Here is a 22335-nt window from a genome sequence, read left to right as displayed (position 1 = left end):
GAGGCGGCGGTTCAGCCGAGATCCCCGCCGCCGACGGGGAGCACCGAGCCGGTGAGGTAGCCGGCCTCGTCGCTGGCGAGGAAGCAGATCACGGCGGCCTGCTCGTCGAGCGTCCCGTACCGGTGCATCAGGCTCGACTCCAGCGTCTGGTCGATGTGCGCCTGGAACCAGGCCCGCTCGGCATCGGTCTCGGGGACGTCGCCGTCCCGCGGGATGCGCCGCGGCGGCGCCTCCGTGCCGCCGGGCGCGGACGCCACCACGCGGATCCCGCTGTCGGCGTACTCCATCGCGAGTGAGGCGGTGAGGGCGTTGACGCCGCCCTTCGCCGCCGAGTAGGGCACGCGGTGCACGCCTCGGGTCGCGACGGACGAGACGTTGACGATGACGCCGTGCCCGCGGCGCTGCATCGACGGCAGCACGGCGCGGCAGGAGAACAGCGTGGTCAGCAACGAGCGGGTGACCTCCGCGCCGATCTGGGCCTCGGTGAACTCGGTGAAGGGCTTGAACCACATCGCCCCGCCCACGTTGTTGACCAGCACGTCGATCCGGCCGAAGCGCTCGAGCGCCTGCGCGGCGACGTCCTGTGCGCCGGTGAGCGATTCGAGGTCGGCCACGGCGGCGAGCGCCTCCGCCCCGTGCCGCGTGAGCTCGTCCGCGAGCTCCCTGACCAGGTCGGAGCGGTCGACGAGCAGCACCGCACCGCCCTCCGCGTGCACCCGGCGGGCGACGCGCTCGCCGATCCCCTGCGCGGCCCCCGTCACCACGACGACCTTCCCGGCGAACCGGCCGGGATGCACGAACGCCGGCGTGCGGGCCACCTCCTGCTCGTGCATCGCTCGGCGGGTGGTCTCCATGGACCGCTCGGCATGGTCGGCGACCAGGGTCCGCGCCGTCTCCCTGTCGCCGGCGGCGATCGCCTCGACGATGTCGAGGTGGTCCTGCGCGCACCGCGGGTGGATCCACGTCGCGCTGCGCAGGGTCGCGTCCATGTGGTTGCGGACGCCGAGGCGCTGGTACGCGGCGAGGAGGTGCTCGTTGCCGGTGAGGGTGAACAGGTAGTCGTGGAAGGCGGCGTTGGCCTCGGTGTAGCCGGCGGAGTCGGTGAGCCGGTCGCCGTCGAGGTAGGGCACCGTCGCCTCCGCGAGCAGACGGTAACCGGCGAGCTGGGGCGAGCTCAGCCGCCCCAGGATCAGTTCCAGCGCGCCCAGCTCCAACGCCTTGCGGGCCTCGAACACGGCGTCCGACTTACGGATGTCGGGGTGCTCCTCGCCGATCTCGTAGCCGTCCGCGACATCGCGCTCGGGCGGCGCCGTGACCGGCTGCAGGTCGCGTGCGGCCAGCAGCGGTTGTCCGGCGAGACCGCGAGCGTCCGGGTTCTCCACGAGGGAGCCCCCGGCGTCGACGAGCAGGCCGTCGAAGGACAGCACGCCCGAGGTCGGTGCCGAGACGACGACCTCCTCGCGGACCGGCGCGGCGGGCGGGGGTGCGGGGGCAGGCACTTCGGCGGCGGGAGCCTCCGCGACGGGTGCGGGTGCCGCGGCGACGGCGGGCAGGAACTTCTCGTAGTAGAACCCCGTCGGCGTGATGCCGAGGCGGTCCAGTTCCGCGCGGAAACCCTCGATCATGGGCGGCGGACCGCACAGGTACACGGCGACATCACCGCCGTGCAGGTGCGCGGTACGGAGGATGTCGGTCACGTGCCCGCGATGCGCGGCGGTGCTGTCGGCGGCGGAGACGCAGTGCTCGAAATCGAAGGCGGACAGGTCCTCCCGGAGCTGGGCCAGCACGTCGAGCTGCGTGACATCCCGGTCCTGCGAGACACCGTAGAGCAGTTGGACGGTGCGCCCCGGGTCGCGGGTGCGCATGGACCGCAGCATCGACAGCATCGGGGCGAGCCCCGTGCCGCCGGCGACCAACAGAGCCGGGCGATCGGCCTCGCGGAGGAAGAACGAGCCGAGCGGCCCCCGGAAGGTCACCCGGTCGCCGACGGCCGCCCGGCCGGTGAGCCAGTCCGACATCGCGCCGCCGCCGGGGATGAGCTTGACCAGGAACTCCAGTCCCTCGTCGTCGGGGTGCGAGGCGAAGGAGTAGGACCGCTCGGCGTCGGGCGCACCGTCGACCCCCGATCCGGGGACGGCGATGTTGACGTACTGCCCGGGTAGAAAGGCCAGGCGGTCCCGCTCGTCGGCGCGCAGCCGCAGCCCGACGGTGCTCGGGGTGAGGCGATCCAGGCCGGTCACCGTCGCGGCGAACTCGCCCACCTGCGTCTTCGCCACCGCCGAGGTGCTGGCGATCTGCAGCACCAGGTCCGAGGTCGGCGACATGGAGCACGGCAGGCAGTAGCCCTGCTCCGCCTCGGCGGCGGTGAGCGCGTCCTCGACATAGGTCCCGCCGTCGTAGCTCCCGGATTCGCAGCGGGCCTTGCACGTTCCGCAGGCCCCGTCGCGGCAGTCGAGCGGGATGTTGATCCGCTGTCGGTACGAGGCGTCCGCCACCGTCTGGCCCGGGTCGACCGAGATGAACCGGGTCACCCCGTCCTCGAAGGCCAGTGCCACCTGATGCGCCATGATGAGATCCCTTCCGCCCGTTCAGACGTGGTAGATGTCGACGACGTGGTGGATGTAATCGTTCTTGAGCACCACCGTCTTCCGGCGGAACAGCGGTTGCTCCCCCGAGAAGTCGAGCGTCGCCAGGGTGGTGCCGTAGTACGGGTCGACGGTGTCGTACCGGAAGTACATGGTGTGCCAGTTGAACCGGACGTCCACCAGGTCGCCGCGGCGCTCGATCACCTCGACGTTGGTGATGTTGTGGCTGGTGCGCGGCTCCGGCAGCGAGGTGGCGGAGGAGCGCTCGGTGCGGATCCGGAAGACGCGGTCCGTGAGGCCGCCCTTGTCCGGGTAGTACACCAGCGAGATCTCGGTCTGCGGGTCCTCTGTGAGCCTGTCGTCGTCCGCCCAGGCGGGCATCCAGAACTCGCAGTCGTCGGCGTAACAGTCGAGCCACTTCTCGAACTCGCGGTCGTCGAGGTGGCGCGCCTCGCGGTACAGGAACTGCTCGATGACGTGCTGGTCGACGGCGCGCGATCCGGTCACGGCGGCGGAGGTCGACGGGGCGGTCGGGACGGTCGGGACGGTCGGGGCGCTCATCGCACGATCCCCTTCGCGGCGTCGGCGGCGAGGCCGGTCTGGAGGGCTTCCTGCCAGTACTTGTGCTGCACGGGATACAGGCCCTCGTCCTCGTTCTTCACGCCCGAGGAGACGACCCCGGTCATGCCGAGCACGTTCGCCACCTCGTCCGGTCCGGTGAGCCAGTGCTCCGCGCCGCGGCTCATGTCGTTCCACTGGGACGCGGTCGCGAGGAAGGTCTTCTGGCAGCTGCGGAACTCCTCGAGGTCGTCCGGCGTCGCCATGCCCGAGGCGTTGAAGAAGTCCTCGTACTGGCGGATCCGCCAGGAGCGGTTCTCCTTCGACTCCCCCTTCGGGGCGATGCAGTAGATGGTGACCTCGGTCTTGTCCACGCTGATGGGGCGGAAGTGCCGGATCTGCGTGGAGAACTGGTCCATCAGGTACACGTTCGGATACAGGCACAGGTTGCGGGAGCCGCGGACCATGAAGTCGCCCTTGGCCTCCCCGAACTGCTTCTTGAGGGAGTCCATCCGGTCCCAGAGCGGGCGGTCCTGCGGGTTGCCGGCCCAGGTCCACAGGCACAGATGCCCGTTCGGGTACGACCAGTAGCCGCCGCCCGATTTGCCCCACTGCCCGGCGTCCAGGGTCTTGGTGGTGTTGCCCGAGTCGCCCGTGTTGCGGCGGCTGGTGGTGGCCGCGTAGTTCCAGTGGGTCGCGGTCACGTGGTAGCCGTCGGCGCCGTTCTCCGCCTGCACCTTCCAGTTGCCGTCATAGGTGTAGGTGGACGCGCCGCGGAGCACCTCGAGCCCGTCGGGCGACTGATCCACCAGCATGTCGATGATCGTCGTGGTGTCGCCGAGGTGATCCTCCAACGAGAGCACGTCCGGGTTCAGCGAGCCGAACAGGAAGCCTCGGTAGTTCCCGAACTTCGCCACCTTCGTCAGATCGTGGCTGCCCTCCTGGTCGAACTGGGCGGGGTAGCCGGCACCGTCGGGGTCCTTGACTTTGAGCAGCCTGCCGTCGTTGCGGAAGGTCCAGTCGTGGAACGGGCAGGTCAGGGTCTTGCGGTTGTCGGTCTTCTTGCGGCACAGCATGGCGCCGCGATGCGCGCAGGCGTTGATGAGGAGGTTCAGCTCGCCGTCGGCGCCGCGCGTGATCACCACGGGCTGCCGGCCGATGTACGTGGTGTAGTAGTCGCCCGGCTCGGGCACCTGACTCTCGTGCGCGAGGTACACCCAGTTGCCCTCGAAGATGTATTTCATCTCCAGTTCGAAGGTCTCCTCGTCGGTGAAGATGTTGCGGTTCACCCGGTAGACGCCGTCCGCGGGGCGCTCGTCGATCGCGCGGTCGAGCACGTCCGCGGACGGGGTGGGCGAGGGGTCGGTGACGGTCATCGGGGACCTCCGGTCGGCTGGCTGGCTGTGATCCCCATCACCGTCGCGCGCGGCACGCCTTCCGCGCGCCGGGCATATCGCTAGCAACCCACTAGGGTGTCTTTCTCGCATCCTGGGCACTAATCAGGTTGAAATAGGTCCTGGTCTTTCCCAATCGATCCCCTTACCGTGAGATGCAGATCACATCGACATCGGCAGGAGGACATCATGGAGCTGCGGCACCTCCGCCAGTTCCTCGCCGTCGCGCAGACCGAGCACTTCGGCCGCGCCGCGGACGGGCTGCACATCGCCGGACCGGCCCTGTCGCGCACCGTCCGGCAGCTCGAGGACTCCGTCGGCACCCCGCTCTTCGCACGCACCACCCGGCAGGTGGAGCTCACCGAAGCCGGCCGGGTCTTCGCCGGCGAGGTCCGGCGCATCCTCGCCGAGCTCGACGGCGCCGTCGGCCGCGCCCGCCTGATCGGGCAGGGCGCGAGCGGCGTCCTGCGCGTCGGCGTCACCGGCTCCGCCTCGTACGGCGTACTCCCCCGGGTGGTGCGCCGCGTGAAGGCGGCACTCCCGGACGTCGAGCTCACCATCGACACCGAGATGCTCACGCCGCTGCAGGCCGCCGCCCTCACCGACGGCCGGCTCGACCTGGCGCTCCTGCGCACCCCCGTCGCCGTCGAGGGCATCGCGCACCGCGTCCTCTTCGCGGAGCCGCTGATCCTCGCCCTCCCCCAGGGGCACCGCTTCGACGGCGACCCCGAGGTCACCGTCGCCGACCTCCAGGACGAGGCCTTCGTGACCTACCCGGCCGACACCGGTTCCGTCGTCGACGGTGCCGTGGTCCGGACCTGCGCCGCCGCGGGCTTCACCCCGCGCCGCGCGCACCAGGTGTCGCAGACCTCCACCCTGCTCGCGCTCGTCGCGGCGGGGCTCGGGATCGCCCTGGTCCCCCGCACCGCAAGCTCCATCCAGCTCCCGGGCGTGCACTTCGTCGACCTGCCCGCCACAGAGAGCGTCGAGCTCGCCCTCGCGTGGCGCGCCGCCGACGACTCGCCTCTGCTCGCCCGCGTCCTCGAGGCACTGGGCGGGACCGACCTCACCGACGATCGGGAGACCGCGGCATGACCGACCTGCGCATCACCGCCATCGAGGCGATCCCGTACCGGATCCCCTACGTCAAACCGCTGAAATTCGCCTCCGGCGAGGTCAGCCACGCCGATCACGTGCTGGTCCGAGTACGCACCGCGGGCGGCCTCGTCGGCCACGCCGACGCCCCGCCGCGGCCCTTCACCTACGGCGAGACCCAGGCCGGGATCGTCGCCGTGATCGACGGGATCTTCGCCCCGCACCTCGTCGGGCTCGACGCGGACCGGCGCTCGGTCCTGCACGTCCGGATGCACCGCACCGTCGGCAATCCCGCGGCGAAGGCGGCCGTGGACATGGCGGTGTGGGACGTGCTCGCGCAGGCGTGGGGCACGTCCGTCAGTCGCGCCCTCGGCGGCTTCACCGACCGGATGCGGGTGTGCCACATGCTCGGCTTCGACGCCCCCGCCGCGATGGCACAGGAGGCCTCCGCCATCCGGGACCGCTACGGCATCACCACGTTCAAGGTGAAGGTCGGGCGCCGCCCCGTCGACCTCGACGTCGACGTGGTCCGCGCCCTACGGAACACCTTGGGCGACAAGGCCGAGCTGTACATCGACGGCAACCGCGGCTGGACGCCGTCGGAGTCGCTGCGCGCCCTCGACATGCTCGCCGACGCGGGCCTCACCCTCGCCGAGGAACTCTGCCCCGCCGACGACGTGCTCGGCCGGCGGCGGCTGGTGGCGAACTGCCGCATCCCGTTCGTCGGCGACGAATCCGTCACCACCCCCGCGGAGGTCACCCGCGAGTTGCTCGGCGGCGGCGCCACCGCCGTCTCCATCAAGACCGCCCGCACGGGATTCACCGGCTCGCAGGAGATCCTGCACCTCGCCACCGGCCTCGGCGTGGAGGTCGTGATGGGCAACCAGATCGACGGCCAGCTCGGCACCGCCTGCACCGTTGCGTTCGGCGCCGCCCACGCCGCCACCAGCGCCCGGGCCGGCGAGCTGTCCAACTTCCTGGACATGGCCGACGACCTGCTCACCGAGCCGCTGCGCATCGTCGACGGCGAGCTGGCCGTCCCGGCCGGACCGGGCATCGGGGTCACCGTCGACCCCGACAAGCTCGCGCACTACCGGCTCGACGGATGACCCCGTCCACGCCCCGCACCACCCCGATCAGCCGAACCGCAGTATCAGCCCACCCGAGGAGAACATCATGACCACCACCGAATTCGATGCCAAGGCCGCCGATTCCGGAGCCGGAGCCACCGCCGCGTTCATGAACAAGCAGGGCGGCGCGGCCGGCACCCCGCCGGAGCGCGTCTCGCAGCTCGCGACCGAGGTGCTCACCGCCGTGCACGACGTGATCCGGCGCCACAAGGTGACCTACCCCGAGTACGACGCCCTCAAGTCGTGGATGATCGGGGTCGGCCAGGACGGGGAATGGCCACTGTTCCTGGACGTGTGGATCGAGCACGTCGTCGAGGACGTCAACAATGCACACCACAAGGGCAACAAGGGGACCATCGAGGGCCCGTACTACGTGCCCGACGCGCCCGTGGTCAGCGAGAACGGCAAGGGCACTCTGCCGCAGCGCGACGACGAGGCGGGCACGCCGCTGCTGTTCACGGGCCAGGTCCGCGATCTCGACGGTGCGCCCCTGCCCGGCGCCGCGGTCGAGATCTGGCACGCCGACGCGCACGGCTTCTACTCGCAGTACGCTCCGGGGCTCCCGGAGTGGAACCTGCGCGGCACCGTCATCGCCGACGACGAGGGCCGGTTCGAGATCAACACCGTCCGGCCGGCGCCGTACATGATCCCGACCGACGGCTCCTGCGGCAAGCTCATCTCCGCGGCCGGCTGGCACGCCTGGCGTCCCGCCCACCTGCACCTCAAAGTGTCCGCCCCCGGGAAGGACCTGCTGACCGCTCAGCTCTACTTCCCCGGCGATGCGCACAACGACGACGACATCGCCTCGGCCGTCAAGCCCGAGCTGGTGCTCGATCCGCAGCCCGCCGCGGACGGCAACGGCGAGACCGTGGTCTACGACTTCGTGCTCGACCCGGAGACCCGCTGATGGCGCTGTACGCGGTGCGCATGGACGTCGCCATCCCCGACGACGTGGACCCGGCAGTCCGCGCCGAGACCATCGCGACCGAGAAGGCCTACAGCCAGGCGCTGCAACGCGGCGGCGAGTGGGTGCACATCTGGCGCATCGTGGGCCAGTACTCCAACATCTCCGTCTTCGACGTCGCCGACAACGAGCGGCTGCACGAGATCCTCTGGGGCCTTCCGCTGTTCAAGTGGATGACCGTGGACGTCACTCCTCTCGCCGGCCACCCGTCGGACGTCGCGTTCGGTGGCTGAGCGGATCCTCGGGACGCGGCACGGACCCGTCGGCGTCACGACGGCGGGCGACGGCCCGACGGTGCTGCTGCTGCACGGCTTCCTGCTCTCCCGGGACATGTGGGCGCCCCAGCTCGCGACGCTCGCGGGCGCCGGATTCCGGGGCGTCGCGGTCGACCTCCTCGGGTTCGGTGACAGCGCGCCCGCACGGGCCGGCGGCGAGATCCCGCTGCATCACCACGCCGAGTCCGCCCTCGACGTGCTCGACGCGCTCGACGTCGACCGGTTCGCGGCCCTCGGGTACTCGATGGGCGGGCAAGTGGCGCTGGAGATCGCCGACCGCGCCGGCCCGCGGCTCTCGCACCTCCTGCTCAGCGACACCTTCGCCGGCCTCGACACCCCTGACGTCCGCGTCGGACGGCTCGCGCTCGCCGACCGGCTGGAGGCCGAGGGCACCGTCGCCTACGGGGAGGAGTTCCTGCCGGCCGTCCTCGGGCCGACGACGGTCGCGACGCGGCCCGCGGTGTGCGACGCCGCGCGCGCCATGATCGCCGCGGCGCCGTCCTTCGGGGCCGCCGCCGCCCTGCGCGGGCGGGCCGGGCGGCGTGATCTCACCGCGGTCGCCGGTGCGTTCGAGGGGGCCGCGTGCGTCGTGGTGGGTGCGGAGGACGTCTTCGACGGCGGCGTCCTGGGCGCGGGGCTCGCCGCCGCGCTCGGCACCGTCGACCTGCACGTGCTCCCGAGCACGGGACACAGTCCGTCGCTGGAGACGCCCGACCTCTTCGACGCGCTCCTGCTCGCCCTCCTCCGGGACGGCTGAGCCCCGTCAGGCCAGGCGCTCGGCGGCGGCGGCGATCCGCTCGTCGGTCGCGGTCATCGCGATGCGGACGTGCTGCGCGCCCTGCGGGCCGTAGAACTCACCGGGCGCGGCCAGGATGCCGCGCGCGGCGAGCCAGTCGACGGTGTCGCGGCAGGGCTCGCCGCGGGTCGACCACAGGTACAGGCCGGCCTCGGAGTGGTCCACGGTGAATCCCGCGCCGCGGACCGCGTCCAGCAGCACCGCTCGGCGGGCGGCGTAGCGGGCGCGCTGCTCCGCCTCGTGCTCGTCGACCGACAGCGCGTAGGTCATCGCGGCCTGCACCGGGAAAGGCAGGATCGCGCCCGCGTGCTTGCGCACGGCCGCGAGGTCGGCGACGAGCGCCGGGTCGCCCGCGAGGAATCCCGCGCGGTACGAGGCCAGGTTCGAGGTCTTCGACAGCGAGTGGATCGCGATGAGCCCGGTGAGGTCGCCGTCGGACACCCGCGGATCGAGGATCGAGACCGGCTCGGCCTCCCAGGCCAGGCCCAGGTAGCACTCGTCGGAGGCGACGATCGCGCCGCGCTCGCGCGCCCACTGCACCACCTTGCGCAGGTGGTCGACACCCAGGACCTTGCCGGTCGGGTTCGACGGCGAGTTCACGAACACCAGCGCGGGCCGCTCCGGGCCGAGCTGGGCGGTACCGTCGGCCCGCACCGGCCGCGCCCCGGCCAGCAGGGCACCCACCTCGTAGGTGGGGTAGGCGACCTCCGGGATGACGACCACGTCGCCCGCGCCGAGCGCCAGCTGCGTCGGCAGCTGCGCGATCGCCTCCTTGGTCCCGATCACGGGCAGGATCGCGTTCTCCGGCAGGTCGACGGTCCCGTACCTGCGGCTCAGCGCCGCCGCGGCAGCCTCCCGCAGCCCGACGGTGCCGATCGTGGCCGGGTAGCCGGGGAACGCGGAACCTTCGTACAGGGCCCGGCGGATCGGCTCGGCGACCGGGTCGACGGGCGTGCCCACCGACAGGTCGACGATGCCCCCCGGATGCGCCGCGGCCTTGGCCTTCGCGTCCGCGAGGGTGTCCCACGGGAAGTCCGGCAGCCGCGAGGCGAGCGACGGACGACTCATGCGCTCAGTCCCGTCAGTGCTCGGTGTTCATGGGCGGAAGCGCCTTGATGAAGGGGTGGTCGTAATCGATCTTCCCCTGCTTGGCGGCGCCGCCGGGCGAACCGATCTCGTTGAAGAAATCGATGTTCGCGCTCACGTACTCGGCCCACTCGTCCGGCACGTCGTCCTCGTAGAAGATCGCCTCGACCGGGCACACCGGCTCGCAGGCACCGCAGTCCACGCACTCGTCGGGCTGGATGTACAGCATCCGGTTGCCCTCGTAGATACAGTCGACGGGGCACTCCTCGATACATGCCTTGTCGAGCACATCCACACAGGGCTCTGCGATGGTGTACGTCACCTGTCATCTCCTTCGCACCGACTGCTTCCACTGCACAGTATTCCGGTCGGCGGGAACGTGTCACAAAGAAGTGTCGCCTAACTTGCCGGGGTGTGATTTCATTCACTCGTGCACGTAATCGTCGGTGTGTTCGGATTGCTCGTCTTCCTGTTCCTCGCGTACCTGCCCACGCGGAACACAGCCCTTCTGAAGAAGAAGGCGCCCTACATCCTGGGCATGCTCGCCATCCAGTTCGTGCTGGGGCTGATCATGCTGAAGACGCCCGTCGGCAAGTCCGTGATCGACTGGCTCTCACGGGGCTTCAAGAACCTGCTCGGGTACGCGCACGAGGGCACCTCGTTCGTCTTCGGCGGCCTGGTCGACTTCAAGGCGAACCCCGACGGCGCCGGCCCGTTCTTCATGAACGTGCTGCTGCCGATCATCGTGATCTCCTCGCTCATCGGCATCCTGCAGTTCATCAAGCTGCTGCCGCTGATCATCAAGTACCTCGGCCTCGCGCTGTCGAAGATCACGGGCATGCCGAAGCTGGAGTCCTTCAACTCGGTGAGCTCCGCGATCATCGGCCAGTCCGAGAACTTCATCGCGATCAAGAAGATCCTGCCGACGCTGCCGCCGAACCGGCTCTACACGCTGTCCGCCTCGGCGATGTCGACGGTGTCGATGTCGATCGTCGGCTCGTACATGGTGATGATCCAGCCGAAGTACGTCGTCGCCGCGATCGTGCTGAACCTGTTCGGCGCGTTCATCGTCGTCTCGCTCCTCAACCCCTACGAGGTCGCGCCCGAGGACGACGTCTTCGCCGCCCCCGAGCAGAAGAAGCAGTCCTTCTTCGAGATGCTCGGCGAGTACATCATGGACGGCGCGAAGGTCGCGCTCACGGTGGCCGCCATGCTGATCGGCTTCGTCGCGCTCCTGGCCCTCATCAACGGAATCTTCGACGGGATCTTCGGCATCACCTTCCAGGAGGTCCTGGGGCACGTCTTCGCGCCCCTGGCCTGGCTCACCGGCGTGCCCTGGAGCGAGGCGTCCACCGCCGGCCAGATCATGGCCACCAAGCTCGTGAGCAACGAGTTCGTGGCCATGCTGTCCTTCACCCCGCAGAACCCCGGCGGTGCCGTGGTGATGAGCGATCGCGCCACCGCGATCGTGCAGACCTTCCTGGTCTCCTTCGCCAACTTCAGCTCGATCGGCATCATCGCCGGTGCCGCGAAATCCCTGGCGCCCGAACAGGGCGACCAGATCGCCAAGTTCGGCCTCAAGCTGCTCTACGGCGCGACCCTGGTCTCGTTCATCTCCGCCACCGTCGTCGGCCTTATCTCGTAGTTTCCCGACGGTGCGCGCCGGGCCGGGTGGGCCGAGTGGGCTCCGGGGTGCGCCGGGCCGGGCGAGGGCATCGCCGCTCGCTTAGACCTCGTCCACTCGCCTGGCGGCTCGCGGACTCCGATGCGCTCGACGGCGTTGCCCTCGCCCGTCCCTCGTCAGTCGGCTCTCGCCCGTCCCTCGTCAGGTCAGTGCGGTCGGGTCCATCGTGAGATTGAACGGCGCCGTGGCCTCGAATTCACTTGTGTAGATTGAGCCTTCGTAGGACCCGTCGCGGAGGGTGAGGGCTCGATGCTCGGGCCGGCGTCGAGGTCGACGATCCAGTAGTGCGGGATGCCCGCAGTCGCGTACTCGCTCCGCTTGGTGACGCGATCGAGCAGCCGCGTGCCGGGCGCGAGGATCTCCACCACGATGATCACCTCGTCGGCAGCGACCTCATCACCTGGACGGTCCCGCACTACCACCAAGACACGCGCTGGGGTCAGTTCTCCCGGTCGGGGTCCGGCTTGTCGCCGGTCACGGCGGTGCCGGCGAACACGGCCTCCAGACCGAGGATCTTGGCACCGTCGGACGCGCGGGCCTCGACGACGCGCAGCGTCGCGAACTCGCCCAGGTACCCGGCCACCGCGCCGACGACGGGCAGCTTGCTCATCGTGTCGAAGACGCCGCCGGGACGCGGGCGGGATTCCAGCGCCGAGCGCGCGGACTTCACGGTGTGCAGCACGTCGCGGACCGCGCCGAACGCGGAGAAGACGCCGCTGCGCGCCTTGTCGGCGGTCGCCCGCACGGGAACGAGGTCCTGGAAGCCGGGCCGGTCGCCCAGCAGCGCGCGGGAGTCGATCTGCCGGCGCGAGAGCACCCGCGCGACGAGGTCGATCTGCTCCGGCACCTGATCGACGCCGTGCTCCCCCGCGACGCCGACGACCACGACGGTCTGGTTGGCGAACCCCAGGTAGGTCTGCACCGGCAGCAGGCGCGCGACGATGCCGAGCGCGCCCGGCCAGGCCACCGCCACCGTCGACACCGCGCCGACGGGGATCACCCACCACCGGGAGCGACCGTTCGCATCGCGCTTGAAATAGTCGTTGACCACCGGGATCGGCGTCAGGCCGGCGAGCGTCGAGACGAACCGCGCCCCGGCCACCGCCGGACGGGCCACCGCCACGAACACCCCGACGGTGCGCGCGAGCTCCAGGTCGGTCACCTCGCCCGTCACGGCACCGCCGCGCGGCTCCAGCGCGTTCACGCGGCACCCCGCTGCGCATGGGTGGTGGTGCGTTCCCGCGCCGGACGCCCGATCCCGTTCGCGATCGCGTGCAACTCCGCCACCGTCTTCTCCGATCCGTGCGCCGAGCCCGCCATCCGCGAGATCGTCTCCTCCATCAGCGTGCCACCCAGGTCGTTCGCGCCGCCCTGCAGCATCGCCTGCGTGCCCGCCGTGCCCAGCTTCACCCACGAGGTCTGGACGTGGTCGATCCGGCCGTGCAGCATGACCCGCGCCAGCGCGTGCACGGCGCGGTTGTCGCGCTTGGTCGGCCCCGGCCGCGCCGCGCCCGCGAGATACAGCGGGGCGCTCTGGTGCACGAAGGGCAGCGGCACGAATTCGGTGAAACCGCCTGTGCGGTCCTGGATGTCACGCAAGACGTTCAGGTGCGTGACCCAGTGCGACGGGTTGTCGACGTGGCCGTACATCATCGTCGAGCTGGAGCGGATGCCCACCTCGTGCGCCGTGGTGACCACGTCGATCCACGCGGAGGTGGGCAGCTTGCCCTTGGTGAGCACCCACCGCACCTCGTCGTCGAGGATCTCCGCGGCGGTACCGGGGATCGTGTCCAGGCCCGCCTCACGGAGCCCGATCAGCCAGTCCCGCACCGACTCCCCCGAGTGGGCGGCACCGTTGACGATCTCCATCGGACTGAAGGCGTGCACGTGCATCCCGGGCACCCGATCCTTGACGGCACGCACCAGGTCGGCGTAGCCCGTGGCGGGCAGGTCCGGGTCGATGCCGCCCTGCATGCAGACCTCGGTGGCGCCCACCTGCCACGCCTCCTCGGCGCGGTCGGCGACCTCCTTCATCGACAACGTGAAGGCGTCGGCGTCGCCCTTGCGCTGCGCGAAGGCGCAGAACCGGCAGCCGGTGTAACAGATGTTGGTGAAGTTGATGTTCCGGTTGACCACGTAGGTCACCACGTCACCGACGGCGTCCTTGCGGAGCTGATCCGCCAGCGCCACCAGGGCTTCCAGGCCGGCGTCATCGGCGTACGCGAGCGCCCGGTACTGGTCGTCGGACAGGCCGCCGGGATCCTTCTCGGCCGCACGCAGGGCCGAGAGCACATCGGACTCGACCTTCTCCGGCGCCGACAGCGACAGCACCTGCTCGCGCACCGACTCCCAGTCGCCGAACGCCGAACCGAGGTCGGAACGGGTGTCGGTGTTCCGGCCGTCGATGTCGATCGCGGTGTTGAGATCGGTGCGGCCCGACGACGCCCACTCCTCGTCCGGCTCCTGCCAGGGCAGCCCGACGGGGATCGCGCCCGCGTCGGCGAGGCCGGTGCCCGGGTCCGCGAGTGCGGCGACGTGGGGCGCGACCCGGGGGTCGATCCACGGGTTGCCCGCGCGCACGTACTTGGGCTGCGCCGTGAGCCGCTGCCGCAGTTCGAATCCCGCATCCGCCGTGATCTGCGCCAGCGCGTCGAGGTCGGGCCACGGGCGCTCGGGATTGACGTGGTCCGGGGTGACCGGCGAAACGCCGCCCCAGTCGTCCACACCCGCCTCGAGCAACAGCCGGCACTCGTCCGCGGAGACGAGGTTCGGCGGTGCCTGCACGCGCATCGCGGGGCCCAGCACCATCCGGGTCACGGCGATCGCCGCGCGGTAGACCTCGAGGTCCGCATCCAGGGCCGACCGCATCGCGGTATCGGGCTTGGCGCGGAAGTTCTGGATGATGACCTCCTGCACGTGGCCGAAGGCCTTGTGCACCTTGCGGATGGCCATGATCGATTCGGCGCGCTCGCGCTCGTTCTCGCCGATGCCGATGAGCAGCCCCGTCGTGAACGGCACCGACAGCCGGCCGGCGTCCGTCAGCGTGCGCAGCCGCACCGCGGGGTCCTTGTCGGGCGAGCCGTAGTGCGGCTGTCCCTTCTCGGTGAACAGCCGCTCGGAGGTGGTCTCGAGCATCATCCCCATCGACGGTGCGACGGGCTTGAGCCGCGAGAGCTCCTCCCAGCTCATGACGCCCGGGTTGAGGTGCGGGAGCAGGCCCGTCTCCTCCAGCACGCGGATCGCCATGGCGCGCACGTAGTCCAGGGTGGAGTCGTAGCCGCGTTCGTCGAGCCAGGTCCGCGCCGCCTCCCAGCGGTCCTCCGGCCGGTCGCCCAGGGTGAACAGGGCCTCGTGGCAGCCGAGCTCGGCACCGCGGCGCGCCACCTCGAGGATCTCGTCGGGCTCCATGTAGGCGCCGTGGCCCTCGGCAGCCAGCTTGCCCGGCACCGTCACGAAGGTGCAGTAGTGGCACTTGTCGCGGCACAGCCGCGTGATCGGGATGAAGACCTTCTTGCTGTAGGTGACCTGCGGCGTACCGTCGGCCCCCGTCAGCCCGGCCTCGAGCAGACCCGCATCGCGCACCCGCGCGGCGGAGCGGCAGAGGTCGTCCAGGTCGTCGCCGCGGGCGGCGAGGAGGACCTGGGCCTCGTCGACGTTGAGCACGGCGCCGTCGCGTGCCCGGCGCAGGGCGCGGCGCATCGCCGACGCCGTCGGCACGTACGGCTCCGCCGCTCGTTTCGGCACCGAGGGCACCGGGAGGAGAGCGGGGGTCTGCTCAGAAGCGTCCGTCACTCTTTCGATGATGCCAGGTATCCCGCAGCGACCGGCATCCCGATTCCACAAACCACGACGAGCAGCAGCCGCCAGTCGTAGAAGACGGTGCTGTTCCCGGGCCCACCCAGCAGGAACGCGACGATCACCACCAGGAATGCGATCACGGGAAGCGCAGCGTGGAAGGACTCTCCCCCGAGTCGGCGCGCCGCGACCGAGATCAGCGACAGGAACGCACCGAACACCACCGCCGACAGGGGCAGCGGCACAGACCCCGCGTAGGCGTACAGGTACATCGTGGCCCCCACTGCGCAGACGGCGCCGCCGAGCACCGCCACGCCGAGCAGCGCGCGGTCCAGCGGTGCCATCAGGCGATCCCCGCGAACAGGTCGCGCTCGACACCGTCCGGCCCCGGCGCCGCGACGCCGCGGGCGAGCACGAAGGCCTCCTCGCGGAACACGGGCTGCGCGATCCGGTTGGTGAGGGCGAACGCGGCCCCCGTCGGGTCCACCGCCAGTTGCGTCTCGTGCGCCCGGAGCGCGGCCGCCTTACGCTCCGCGACGGCGGACACGTCGATCCGGGCGGTGACCGCGGCGTCGTCGTGGGCGGGCAACTCATTTGCGGCGGCCACGCGCCAGTCCGCGGGTAGCTCCGCGCCGCGCAGAGCATCGAGCCCGGCGTCCAGGTCTCCGCGCGCCGTCACGGTCCAGTACAGCTTCGCGACCCGCCACGGTTCGCCCGGCAGGGACGGGTCCGCCGCCACCTCGATCGCCGCGTGCGTCACGGCGTGCGCGGCGATGTGGTCGGGGTGGCCGTAGCCGCCGACCTCGTCATAGGTCACCACGACCTGCGGACGCCGGTCCCGGAGGATCCGCACGAGCGCCGCCACCGGCCCACCGTCGGGCCGCCCGGACGCGACGGCGGTCGCGAAGGCGCGCGGGTGCTCCGCCGCCGGGGTCCCCGCCATGCCGGAGTCGCGCCAGCGCCCCATGCCGCCCAGGAACAGCGGCCGCAGCACGGGCCCGGCCGGGTCGCTGAGCGCCGCGAGCGCCGCGGTCAGCTCGCCGATCCGGTACCCGCCCAGCTGGTCGGCGTTGTCGGACGTCAGCTCCGCGAACCGGGGCTCCATGACCTCGCCCTCGTCGCCCAACGTGCAGGTCACCACCGTGACCTCGGTTCCTTGCGCCAGGTAGCGGGCGATCGTGCCGCCGGTGGTGATGGTCTCGTCGTCGGGATGCGCATGCACCAGCAGCAGCCGGCGCGGTACCGCGTCGGGTGCCGTCACTTCCGGGCCCACCCTTCGACGCCGCTGAACACGCCGTCCTGCGGCGGCCCCTCGAGGGTGACCCCCTGCACCGTCGGGCCCACGGCCGAGAGCGTGACGTCCTGCAGGATCGGCAGGACCGTGGCCCGGGACCACAGGTCGGCGTCGATCGCGCCGAGGTCGACGGTGCCGCCGCGCAGGCCCACCTGCGCCTCGCCCTGCAGCTCGGCGTCGCACAGGCCGGCCAGGTTGCCGCCGACAGTGGTCGCGGCGGGGTCGTTCTCCGGATTCGGCGCGGCGGGAGTCGTGGTACCGGTCCGCCCGGAATCCTCCGAGGGCGGCGCGGGGCACGCGACCCGGGCCGCGAACCGCTCGACGGGCGTCGGGCCGGTCCCCGACCAGCCGACGACCGCGTCGACGGCCCCGTCGAGCAGTGCCGTCCCGGCCACCACCTGCGGGTCGAGCGCGACGACGGACGCGAAGACGCCCATCGCGCGCAACTGATCGGTGGCATTGCTGGCCACCGCGAACGCGGGGACATTGCCCTGCGGCACGCCGATCCGCAGGAACATCGGCACCCCGTCGCGCACGTACTGCTGCACGCTCTCCCCCGGCGACGGGGACGGCGGCACCGGCAACGCCGACGGATCCGTGCTCGTGGACGGCGCCGTGGTGTTCGCGGGCGGGGGCGGCGTGGGCGGCACGCTCTGGCTCGGCGGGATGGGCGCGGTCTGCAGCGAATAGCCCGCCGCCGCGAGCGCCGTCTCCAGCTTGGCCTTGGCCTCGGCCGCCGGGGGCCGGGTCGGCATCGTCGGCGCGTATCCCGGGTCCGACGGTGCCAGCACCTGCGCGCGGGCGGGCCGGACCGTGTCGCCACCGGAGCCGACCGTGGTGAGCAGGTCGACGTTGACCGCATCGAGCAGGGCGCGCCGCACCGCGACATCGGTGAGGAACTTCGAGCGGGTGTTCAGTGTCAGGGACAGCACGCGCGGGTCGACCTGTTCGACCGCGCGGACCTGGTAGATCGAGGTCAGCTGGGCCAGCAGCGACGGTCCGCCGTGGACCGAGACGACCTGGACGTCGCCGGTGCGCACCGAGTTGGCGAGCTGCGTGTCGCTGCCGCCCTTGCGCAGCACGATGCGGTCCACCAGGGCGGGCTTCATCCAGTAGCGGTCGTTCCGCTCGAGGGTCACCTCGTCCCGCGCGACGTCGACCTTCTTGACCAGATAGCCCGCGCCGGACGCCGGGATCTTCTCGCGCATCGCGCCGTTGAAGCCGCCTGGTGAGCCCTTGATGAGGTGGCTGGGGAGGAGGTTCTGGAACAGCGTGCGCCACCCCGGCAGGGGCGCCTTGAGCGTGACGATCACCCGCTTGCCGCCGGCGCCGGACGCCACCGATTCGATCTGCCGGTAGGGCGCCGAGCCGACGGTGTCCGGGGCGGTGATCATCGACTGCCACAGGTAGACGAAGTCCTCGGCCGCGATCGGCGCACCGTCGGACCACTGGGCGTCCTGCCGGATGGTGTAGGCGATCTGGAGCGGCGCCGGGTGCTCGATGGTCGGGATGAGATCGGTGTTCTGCGCCAGCACGACCCGCCCGTCCGGGGCCTTGGCCTCGCGGAACACGCTGGGCAGCGTCATCGCCGCGAGCGCCCGCGCCGCGGCGGACGAGTTCGACGCCAGATGCGGGTTGAACCCGGCCCCCAGACCGTCGATCGCGACCTGCACGGTGGCGCCGGTCGTGGTGGGCACCTGCGGCGGCGCGGAGGTCTCCGAACCGGGGACCGCCGGCGGCGGGTCCGCGACGCACGCGGTGAGGGTCGCCGCCAGGACGGCCGACGACACCGCCAGCCCCAGGGACCTCCGCCGCACCGCGCCTCCTACCGCTCGCTGTCGTTCCCGCCCGACCGGTCACCGTCGGGCCGTGTCACCGCCACCCGCCCCGGATCCGCTCCGGGGCGTCGGCCCTCGGGCCTAGCCCGCGGACTGGTCCCGCGACTTGGCGCGCGACCGCTCGCGGGCGCGCTCGGTGGCGTTCAGGTGCACCTTACGCACCCGGACGACCTCGGGCGTGACCTCGACGCACTCGTCGCCGGCGCAGAACTCCATCGCCGCCTCGAGCTCGAGCTTGATGGGCTTGGCGAGGGTCTCCATCACGTCGGCGGAGGACTGACGCATGTTGGTCAGCTTCTTCTCCTTGGTGACGTTGATGTCGAGGTCCTCGGCGCGCGGGTTGATGCCCACGACCATGCCCTCGTAGGTCTCGGCGCCGGGCTCGACGAAGAAGGTGCCGCGGTCGGCCAGCTGGATCATGGCGAACGGGGTCACGCTGCCCTGGCGGTCCGAGACGAGCGAGCCGGTGTGGCGGGCGCGGATCTCGCCGGCCCACGGCGCGTACTCGTGGAAGACGGCGTTGGCGATGCCGGTACCGCGGGTCTCGGTGAGGAAGTCCGTGCGGAAGCCGATGAGGCCGCGCGAGGGCACGACGAACTCCATGCGGACCCAGCCGGTGCCCTGGTTGGCCATGGTCTCCATGCGGCCGCGACGGTTCGCGAGCAGCTGGGTGACCGAGCCGAGGTACTCCTCGGGCACGTCGACGGTGAGGTGCTCGTAGGGCTCGTGGACCTTGCCGTCGATCTTCTGCGTGACCACCTGCGGCTTGCCGACGGTCAGCTCGAAGCCCTCGCGCCGCATCTGCTCGACGAGGATCGCCAGCGCCAGCTCGCCACGGCCCTGCACCTCCCACGCGTCGGGCCGGCCGATGTCGAGGACCTTGAGCGAGACGTTGCCGATGAGCTCGGAGTCGAGGCGCGACTTGACCATGCGGGCGGTCAGCTTGTGGCCGGAAACCTTGCCGACCAGCGGCGACGTGTTGGTGCCGATGGTGACCGAGATGGCCGGCTGGTCGACGGTGATGCGCGGCAGCGCGACGGGGTTGTCGAGGTCGGCGAGGGTGTCGCCGATCATGATCTCGGGGAAGCCCGCGACGGCCACGATGTCGCCGGCGACGGCCTCCTCGGCGGGCTTGCGCTCGACGCCATCGGTGGCCAGCAGCTCGGTGACCTTGGCGGTCGTGACGACGGGCTCGCCGTCGACCTCGCGCATCCAGGCGACGTTCTGGCCCTTGCGCAGGGTGCCGTTGTGGATGCGGACCAGGGCGAGGCGACCGAGGAAGGCCGACGCGTCGAGGTTGGTCACGTGGGCCTGCAGCGGCGCGGCGGCATCGCCCTTGGGGGCGGGGATGTGGTCGTGCAGGATCTCGAACAGCTCGTCGAGGTTCTCCGCGTCCGGCACCTCGCCGTTGGCGGGCGCGGTGGTCGACGCCTTGCCCTCGCGGCCCGAGGCGTAGATCACGGGGAGCCCGAGCGCCAGCTCGGCAGCCTCGGCCGCCTCGTCGGACAGATCGGACGCGAGGTCGAGCAGCAGGTCCTGCGCCTCGGTGACGACCTCCTCGATGCGGGCGTCCGGACGGTCGGTCTTGTTGACCACCAGGATCACGGGCAGCGAGGCGGCGAGCGCCTTGCGCAGCACGAAGCGGGTCTGGGGCAGCGGGCCCTCGGAGGCGTCCACGAGCAGGACGACGCCGTCGACCATCGACAGGCCGCGCTCGACCTCGCCGCCGAAGTCGGCGTGGCCGGGGGTGTCGATCACGTTGATGACGGTGGTGGTGCCGTCGGCGTTCACACGGTGCACGGCCGTGTTCTTCGCCAGGATCGTGATGCCCTTCTCCTTCTCGAGGTCGCCCGAGTCCATCACGCGGTCGACGAGCTCGGCGCGCTCACCGAAGGCGCCGGACTGCCGCAGCATGGCATCGACGAGGGTGGTCTTCCCGTGGTCGACGTGCGCGACGATGGCGACGTTGCGGAAGCTGGGCTGGCTCACAAGGGTTCTCCTGCGGTTGGCGTCCGCGCACACGGGCGGCTCCGTCGTGACGGAACGCGTCTCGCGGACACGAAAAAGGGACGTGCGGACACGCCTGGTCGATACCAGTTTAGGGGGAACAGGCGGTCCGGCCCGAATCGTGCGCGGGCGGTGTGACGATTGACAACTCCTCATTAGGTTGCGCTAACCTATTGAGGTGAGTAAGACCAAGGCGCACGAACTCGTGGGCAGCAAGCCCAAGAAGAAGTGCTGCCGCAAGAAGACGCGGTGCATGAAGTGCCCCGTGGTCATCCACAAGCTCAACCGCCTGGCCGCGGACGGCGCCTCCAAGAAGGACCTCAAGAAGTCCCTGAAGACCGTGCGCGACAACCCGAATCGCACCCGCGCGGCATAGCTACGCCGAATCCTCGGCGCGCTCGGCCCGCTCCGCCTCCTCGACGGCGGCCAGCTCTCCCTGCTTCGCCTGGAGCTGGTGCATGGCCAACCGCGCGTAGACCATCTGGCTGGTGATCGCCATCTGGCCGCGGCTGTGGCTGGAGAAGGTGATGAGCCAGGTGAGGAGCGTGCTGAACCGGTTCTTGAAGCCGACGAGGTACACCAGGTGCAGCGCGAGCCACATCAGCCAGGCGATGAACCCGCCGAACTCGATCCTCCCGACCTTGACCACGGCGTCGAACCGCGACACCGTGGCCATGCTGCCCTTGTCGAAGTACTTGAAAGGCTTCCGGTTCGCCGGGTCGTCGCGGCCCTCGAGTGACTCCTTGATGAGCTTCGTCACGTACTTGGCGCCCTGGATCGCGCCCTGCGCCATGCCCGGGACGCCCTTGACGAACATCAGGTCGCCGATGACGAAGGCGTACGGGTGCCCCTTGACCGTCAGGTCGGGCTCGACGACGACACGGCCCGCGCGATCGACCTCGACACCGTCCACCTGATCCGCGATCAGCTTCCCCAGCGGGTTGCCCTGCACGCCCGCCGACCACACCTTGCACGCGCTCTCGATCCTCCGCTCGGTGCCGTCCTTCTCCTTGACGGTCAGCCCCTGGTAGTCGACCTCCGAGACCATGGCGTTCAGCTGCACCTCCACCCCGAGCTCCTCGAGGCTGGCCTGCACCTTCTTCCCGAGCTTCGGCCCCATCGGCGGAAGCACGGCGGGCGCCGCATCGAGCAGGATCACCCGGCAGTCCGACGGATTGATCGTGCGGAACGCGCCCACGAGGGTGCGCTGCGCCAGCTCGGCGATCTGCCCCGCGAGCTCGACGCCCGTCGGTCCGGCACCGACGACCACGAAGGTCAGTCGCCGACGGCGCTCGGCCTCGTCCGTCGACACCTCCGCGGCCTCGAACGCGCCCAGGATGCGACCGCGCAGCTCGAGTGCGTCGTCGATGGTCTTCATGCCGGGCGCGAACATCGCGAAATGATCGTTCCCGAAGTAGGACTGCTGCGCGCCCGCCGCCACGATCACGCTGTCGAACGGAGTGACCGTCTCCATCGTCATCAGCTTCGAGGTCACGGTCTTCGCCGCGAGGTTCACATCCTCGACCTCGCCCAGCACCACCCGGACGTTGTCCTGGTCACGCAGGACGAGGCGCGTGCTCGGCGCGATCTCGCCCTCGGACAGGATGCCGGTGGCCACCTGGTACAGGAGAGGCTGGAACAGATGGCTCGTGGTCTTCGCGATCAGGGTGACGTCGACGTCGACGTTCTTGAGCGATTGGGCGGCCGTCAGGCCTCCGAATCCGGATCCGACGATGACGACGTGCTGTCGTCGGCGGTTTCCGGACTGCGCGGGCCACGGTGCAACGGTCATGGTTCCTCCGGATGGTGGGCGGGCGCCTCAAGTAAAGCCCGC

General features: G+C 70.7%; 20 protein-coding genes. 7 read left to right on the top strand and 13 right to left on the bottom strand.

Annotated features, from left to right (window positions below):
• Positions 1 to 11 precede the first annotated feature (11 nt).
• The 3 genes from benC to benA are packed head-to-tail and all read right to left on the bottom strand — an operon-like array spanning position 12 to position 4519.
• Positions 12 to 2567 (bottom strand): benzoate 1,2-dioxygenase electron transfer component BenC, encoded by a 2556-nt coding sequence (benC, locus tag AXK60_RS24505; RefSeq protein WP_068575113.1) that lies wholly within the window; start codon positions 2565 to 2567, stop codon positions 12 to 14.
• Positions 2568 to 2588: 21 nt separating this feature from the next.
• Complete coding sequence (gene benB / locus AXK60_RS24500) at positions 2589 to 3146, bottom strand: benzoate 1,2-dioxygenase small subunit (RefSeq protein WP_082778233.1); 558 nt, start codon at positions 3144 to 3146, stop codon at positions 2589 to 2591.
• Complete coding sequence (gene benA / locus AXK60_RS24495; RefSeq protein WP_068575112.1) at positions 3143 to 4519, bottom strand: benzoate 1,2-dioxygenase large subunit; 1377 nt, start codon at positions 4517 to 4519, stop codon at positions 3143 to 3145. The genes benB and benA overlap by 4 nt, the downstream gene beginning before the upstream one ends.
• Before the next feature lie 207 nt (positions 4520 to 4726).
• Between benA and AXK60_RS24490 the strand changes: the two genes are divergently transcribed.
• The 5 genes from AXK60_RS24490 to AXK60_RS24470 all read left to right on the top strand — a co-directional run bounded on the left by AXK60_RS24490 (position 4727) and on the right by AXK60_RS24470 (position 8758).
• Positions 4727 to 5632, top strand: coding sequence for a LysR family transcriptional regulator (locus tag AXK60_RS24490; protein ID WP_068575111.1), 906 nt, complete (start codon positions 4727 to 4729; stop codon positions 5630 to 5632).
• A 5-nt stretch (positions 5633 to 5637) separates the two neighbouring features.
• Positions 5638 to 6741, top strand: a complete 1104-nt coding sequence (locus AXK60_RS24485; protein WP_068575345.1) for a mandelate racemase/muconate lactonizing enzyme family protein — start codon at positions 5638 to 5640, stop codon at positions 6739 to 6741.
• Positions 6742 to 6808: 67 nt separating this feature from the next.
• On the top strand, positions 6809 to 7669 hold the full coding sequence (catA, locus tag AXK60_RS24480) for a catechol 1,2-dioxygenase (protein ID WP_068575110.1): 861 nt from the start codon (positions 6809 to 6811) through the stop codon (positions 7667 to 7669).
• On the top strand, positions 7669 to 7959 hold the full coding sequence (catC, locus tag AXK60_RS24475; protein ID WP_068575109.1) for a muconolactone Delta-isomerase: 291 nt from the start codon (positions 7669 to 7671) through the stop codon (positions 7957 to 7959). The genes catA and catC overlap by 1 nt, the downstream gene beginning before the upstream one ends.
• Positions 7952 to 8758 (top strand): alpha/beta fold hydrolase, encoded by an 807-nt coding sequence (locus AXK60_RS24470; RefSeq protein WP_068575108.1) that lies wholly within the window; start codon positions 7952 to 7954, stop codon positions 8756 to 8758. Before catC ends, AXK60_RS24470 begins: the two co-directional genes overlap by 8 nt.
• Positions 8759 to 8764: 6 nt before the next feature.
• Here the strand turns inward: AXK60_RS24470 and dapC are convergent, their stop codons facing one another.
• Complete coding sequence (gene dapC, locus AXK60_RS24465; RefSeq protein WP_068575107.1) at positions 8765 to 9865, bottom strand: succinyldiaminopimelate transaminase; 1101 nt, start codon at positions 9863 to 9865, stop codon at positions 8765 to 8767.
• Between the two features lie 13 nt (positions 9866 to 9878).
• Complete coding sequence (gene fdxA, locus AXK60_RS24460; RefSeq protein ID WP_068575106.1) at positions 9879 to 10205, bottom strand: ferredoxin; 327 nt, start codon at positions 10203 to 10205, stop codon at positions 9879 to 9881.
• 108 nt (positions 10206 to 10313) lie between these two features.
• On the opposite strand from fdxA, the gene AXK60_RS24455 reads away from it, so the two are divergent.
• Positions 10314 to 11528, top strand: coding sequence for a NupC/NupG family nucleoside CNT transporter (locus tag AXK60_RS24455; protein WP_068575105.1), 1215 nt, complete (start codon positions 10314 to 10316; stop codon positions 11526 to 11528).
• A gap of 185 nt (positions 11529 to 11713) precedes the next feature.
• Here AXK60_RS24455 and AXK60_RS27470 read toward each other — a convergent pair whose 3' ends face one another.
• The 7 genes from AXK60_RS27470 to typA all read right to left on the bottom strand — a co-directional run bounded on the left by AXK60_RS27470 (position 11714) and on the right by typA (position 20483).
• Positions 11714 to 11983, bottom strand: a complete 270-nt coding sequence (locus tag AXK60_RS27470) for a Uma2 family endonuclease (protein WP_425315232.1) — start codon at positions 11981 to 11983, stop codon at positions 11714 to 11716.
• Positions 11984 to 12006: 23 nt separating this feature from the next.
• Positions 12007 to 12771 carry a hypothetical protein gene (locus AXK60_RS24450; RefSeq protein WP_068575104.1) on the bottom strand — a complete coding sequence of 255 codons (765 nt, stop codon included), beginning with the start codon at positions 12769 to 12771 and terminating at the stop codon, positions 12007 to 12009.
• Entirely contained in the window at positions 12768 to 15359 is a 2592-nt protein-coding gene (locus AXK60_RS24445) for a bifunctional FO biosynthesis protein CofGH (protein ID WP_068575103.1), read from the bottom strand. Before AXK60_RS24445 ends, AXK60_RS24450 begins: the two co-directional genes overlap by 4 nt.
• A complete protein-coding gene (locus AXK60_RS24440; RefSeq protein ID WP_068575102.1) occupies positions 15356 to 15706 on the bottom strand; it encodes a hypothetical protein in 351 nt (116 codons plus the stop codon). Before AXK60_RS24440 ends, AXK60_RS24445 begins: the two co-directional genes overlap by 4 nt.
• Complete coding sequence (gene mshB, locus AXK60_RS24435; RefSeq protein ID WP_068575101.1) at positions 15706 to 16623, bottom strand: N-acetyl-1-D-myo-inositol-2-amino-2-deoxy-alpha-D-glucopyranoside deacetylase; 918 nt, start codon at positions 16621 to 16623, stop codon at positions 15706 to 15708. The genes AXK60_RS24440 and mshB overlap by 1 nt, the downstream gene beginning before the upstream one ends.
• Positions 16620 to 18473: an ABC transporter family substrate-binding protein gene (locus tag AXK60_RS24430; protein WP_068575100.1), complete on the bottom strand. Its 1854-nt coding sequence runs from the start codon at positions 18471 to 18473 to the stop codon at positions 16620 to 16622. Before AXK60_RS24430 ends, mshB begins: the two co-directional genes overlap by 4 nt.
• A gap of 102 nt (positions 18474 to 18575) precedes the next feature.
• Positions 18576 to 20483, bottom strand: coding sequence for a translational GTPase TypA (gene typA / locus AXK60_RS24425; protein ID WP_068575099.1), 1908 nt, complete (start codon positions 20481 to 20483; stop codon positions 18576 to 18578).
• A 196-nt stretch (positions 20484 to 20679) separates the two neighbouring features.
• Here typA and AXK60_RS24420 point away from each other — a divergent pair, with 196 nt between their 5' ends.
• Complete coding sequence (locus AXK60_RS24420) at positions 20680 to 20877, top strand: hypothetical protein (RefSeq protein ID WP_068575098.1); 198 nt, start codon at positions 20680 to 20682, stop codon at positions 20875 to 20877.
• Here the strand turns inward: AXK60_RS24420 and AXK60_RS24415 are convergent, their stop codons facing one another.
• Positions 20878 to 22293: an NAD(P)/FAD-dependent oxidoreductase gene (locus AXK60_RS24415; RefSeq protein ID WP_068575097.1), complete on the bottom strand. Its 1416-nt coding sequence runs from the start codon at positions 22291 to 22293 to the stop codon at positions 20878 to 20880.
• Between the last annotated feature and the right edge of the window lie 42 nt (positions 22294 to 22335).

Origin of the sequence: Tsukamurella pseudospumae, from assembly GCF_001575195.1 — a bacterium.
Lineage (GTDB): Bacteria > Actinomycetota > Actinomycetes > Mycobacteriales > Mycobacteriaceae > Tsukamurella > Tsukamurella pseudospumae.
This window is presented reverse-complemented; position numbering and strand designations above follow the sequence as displayed.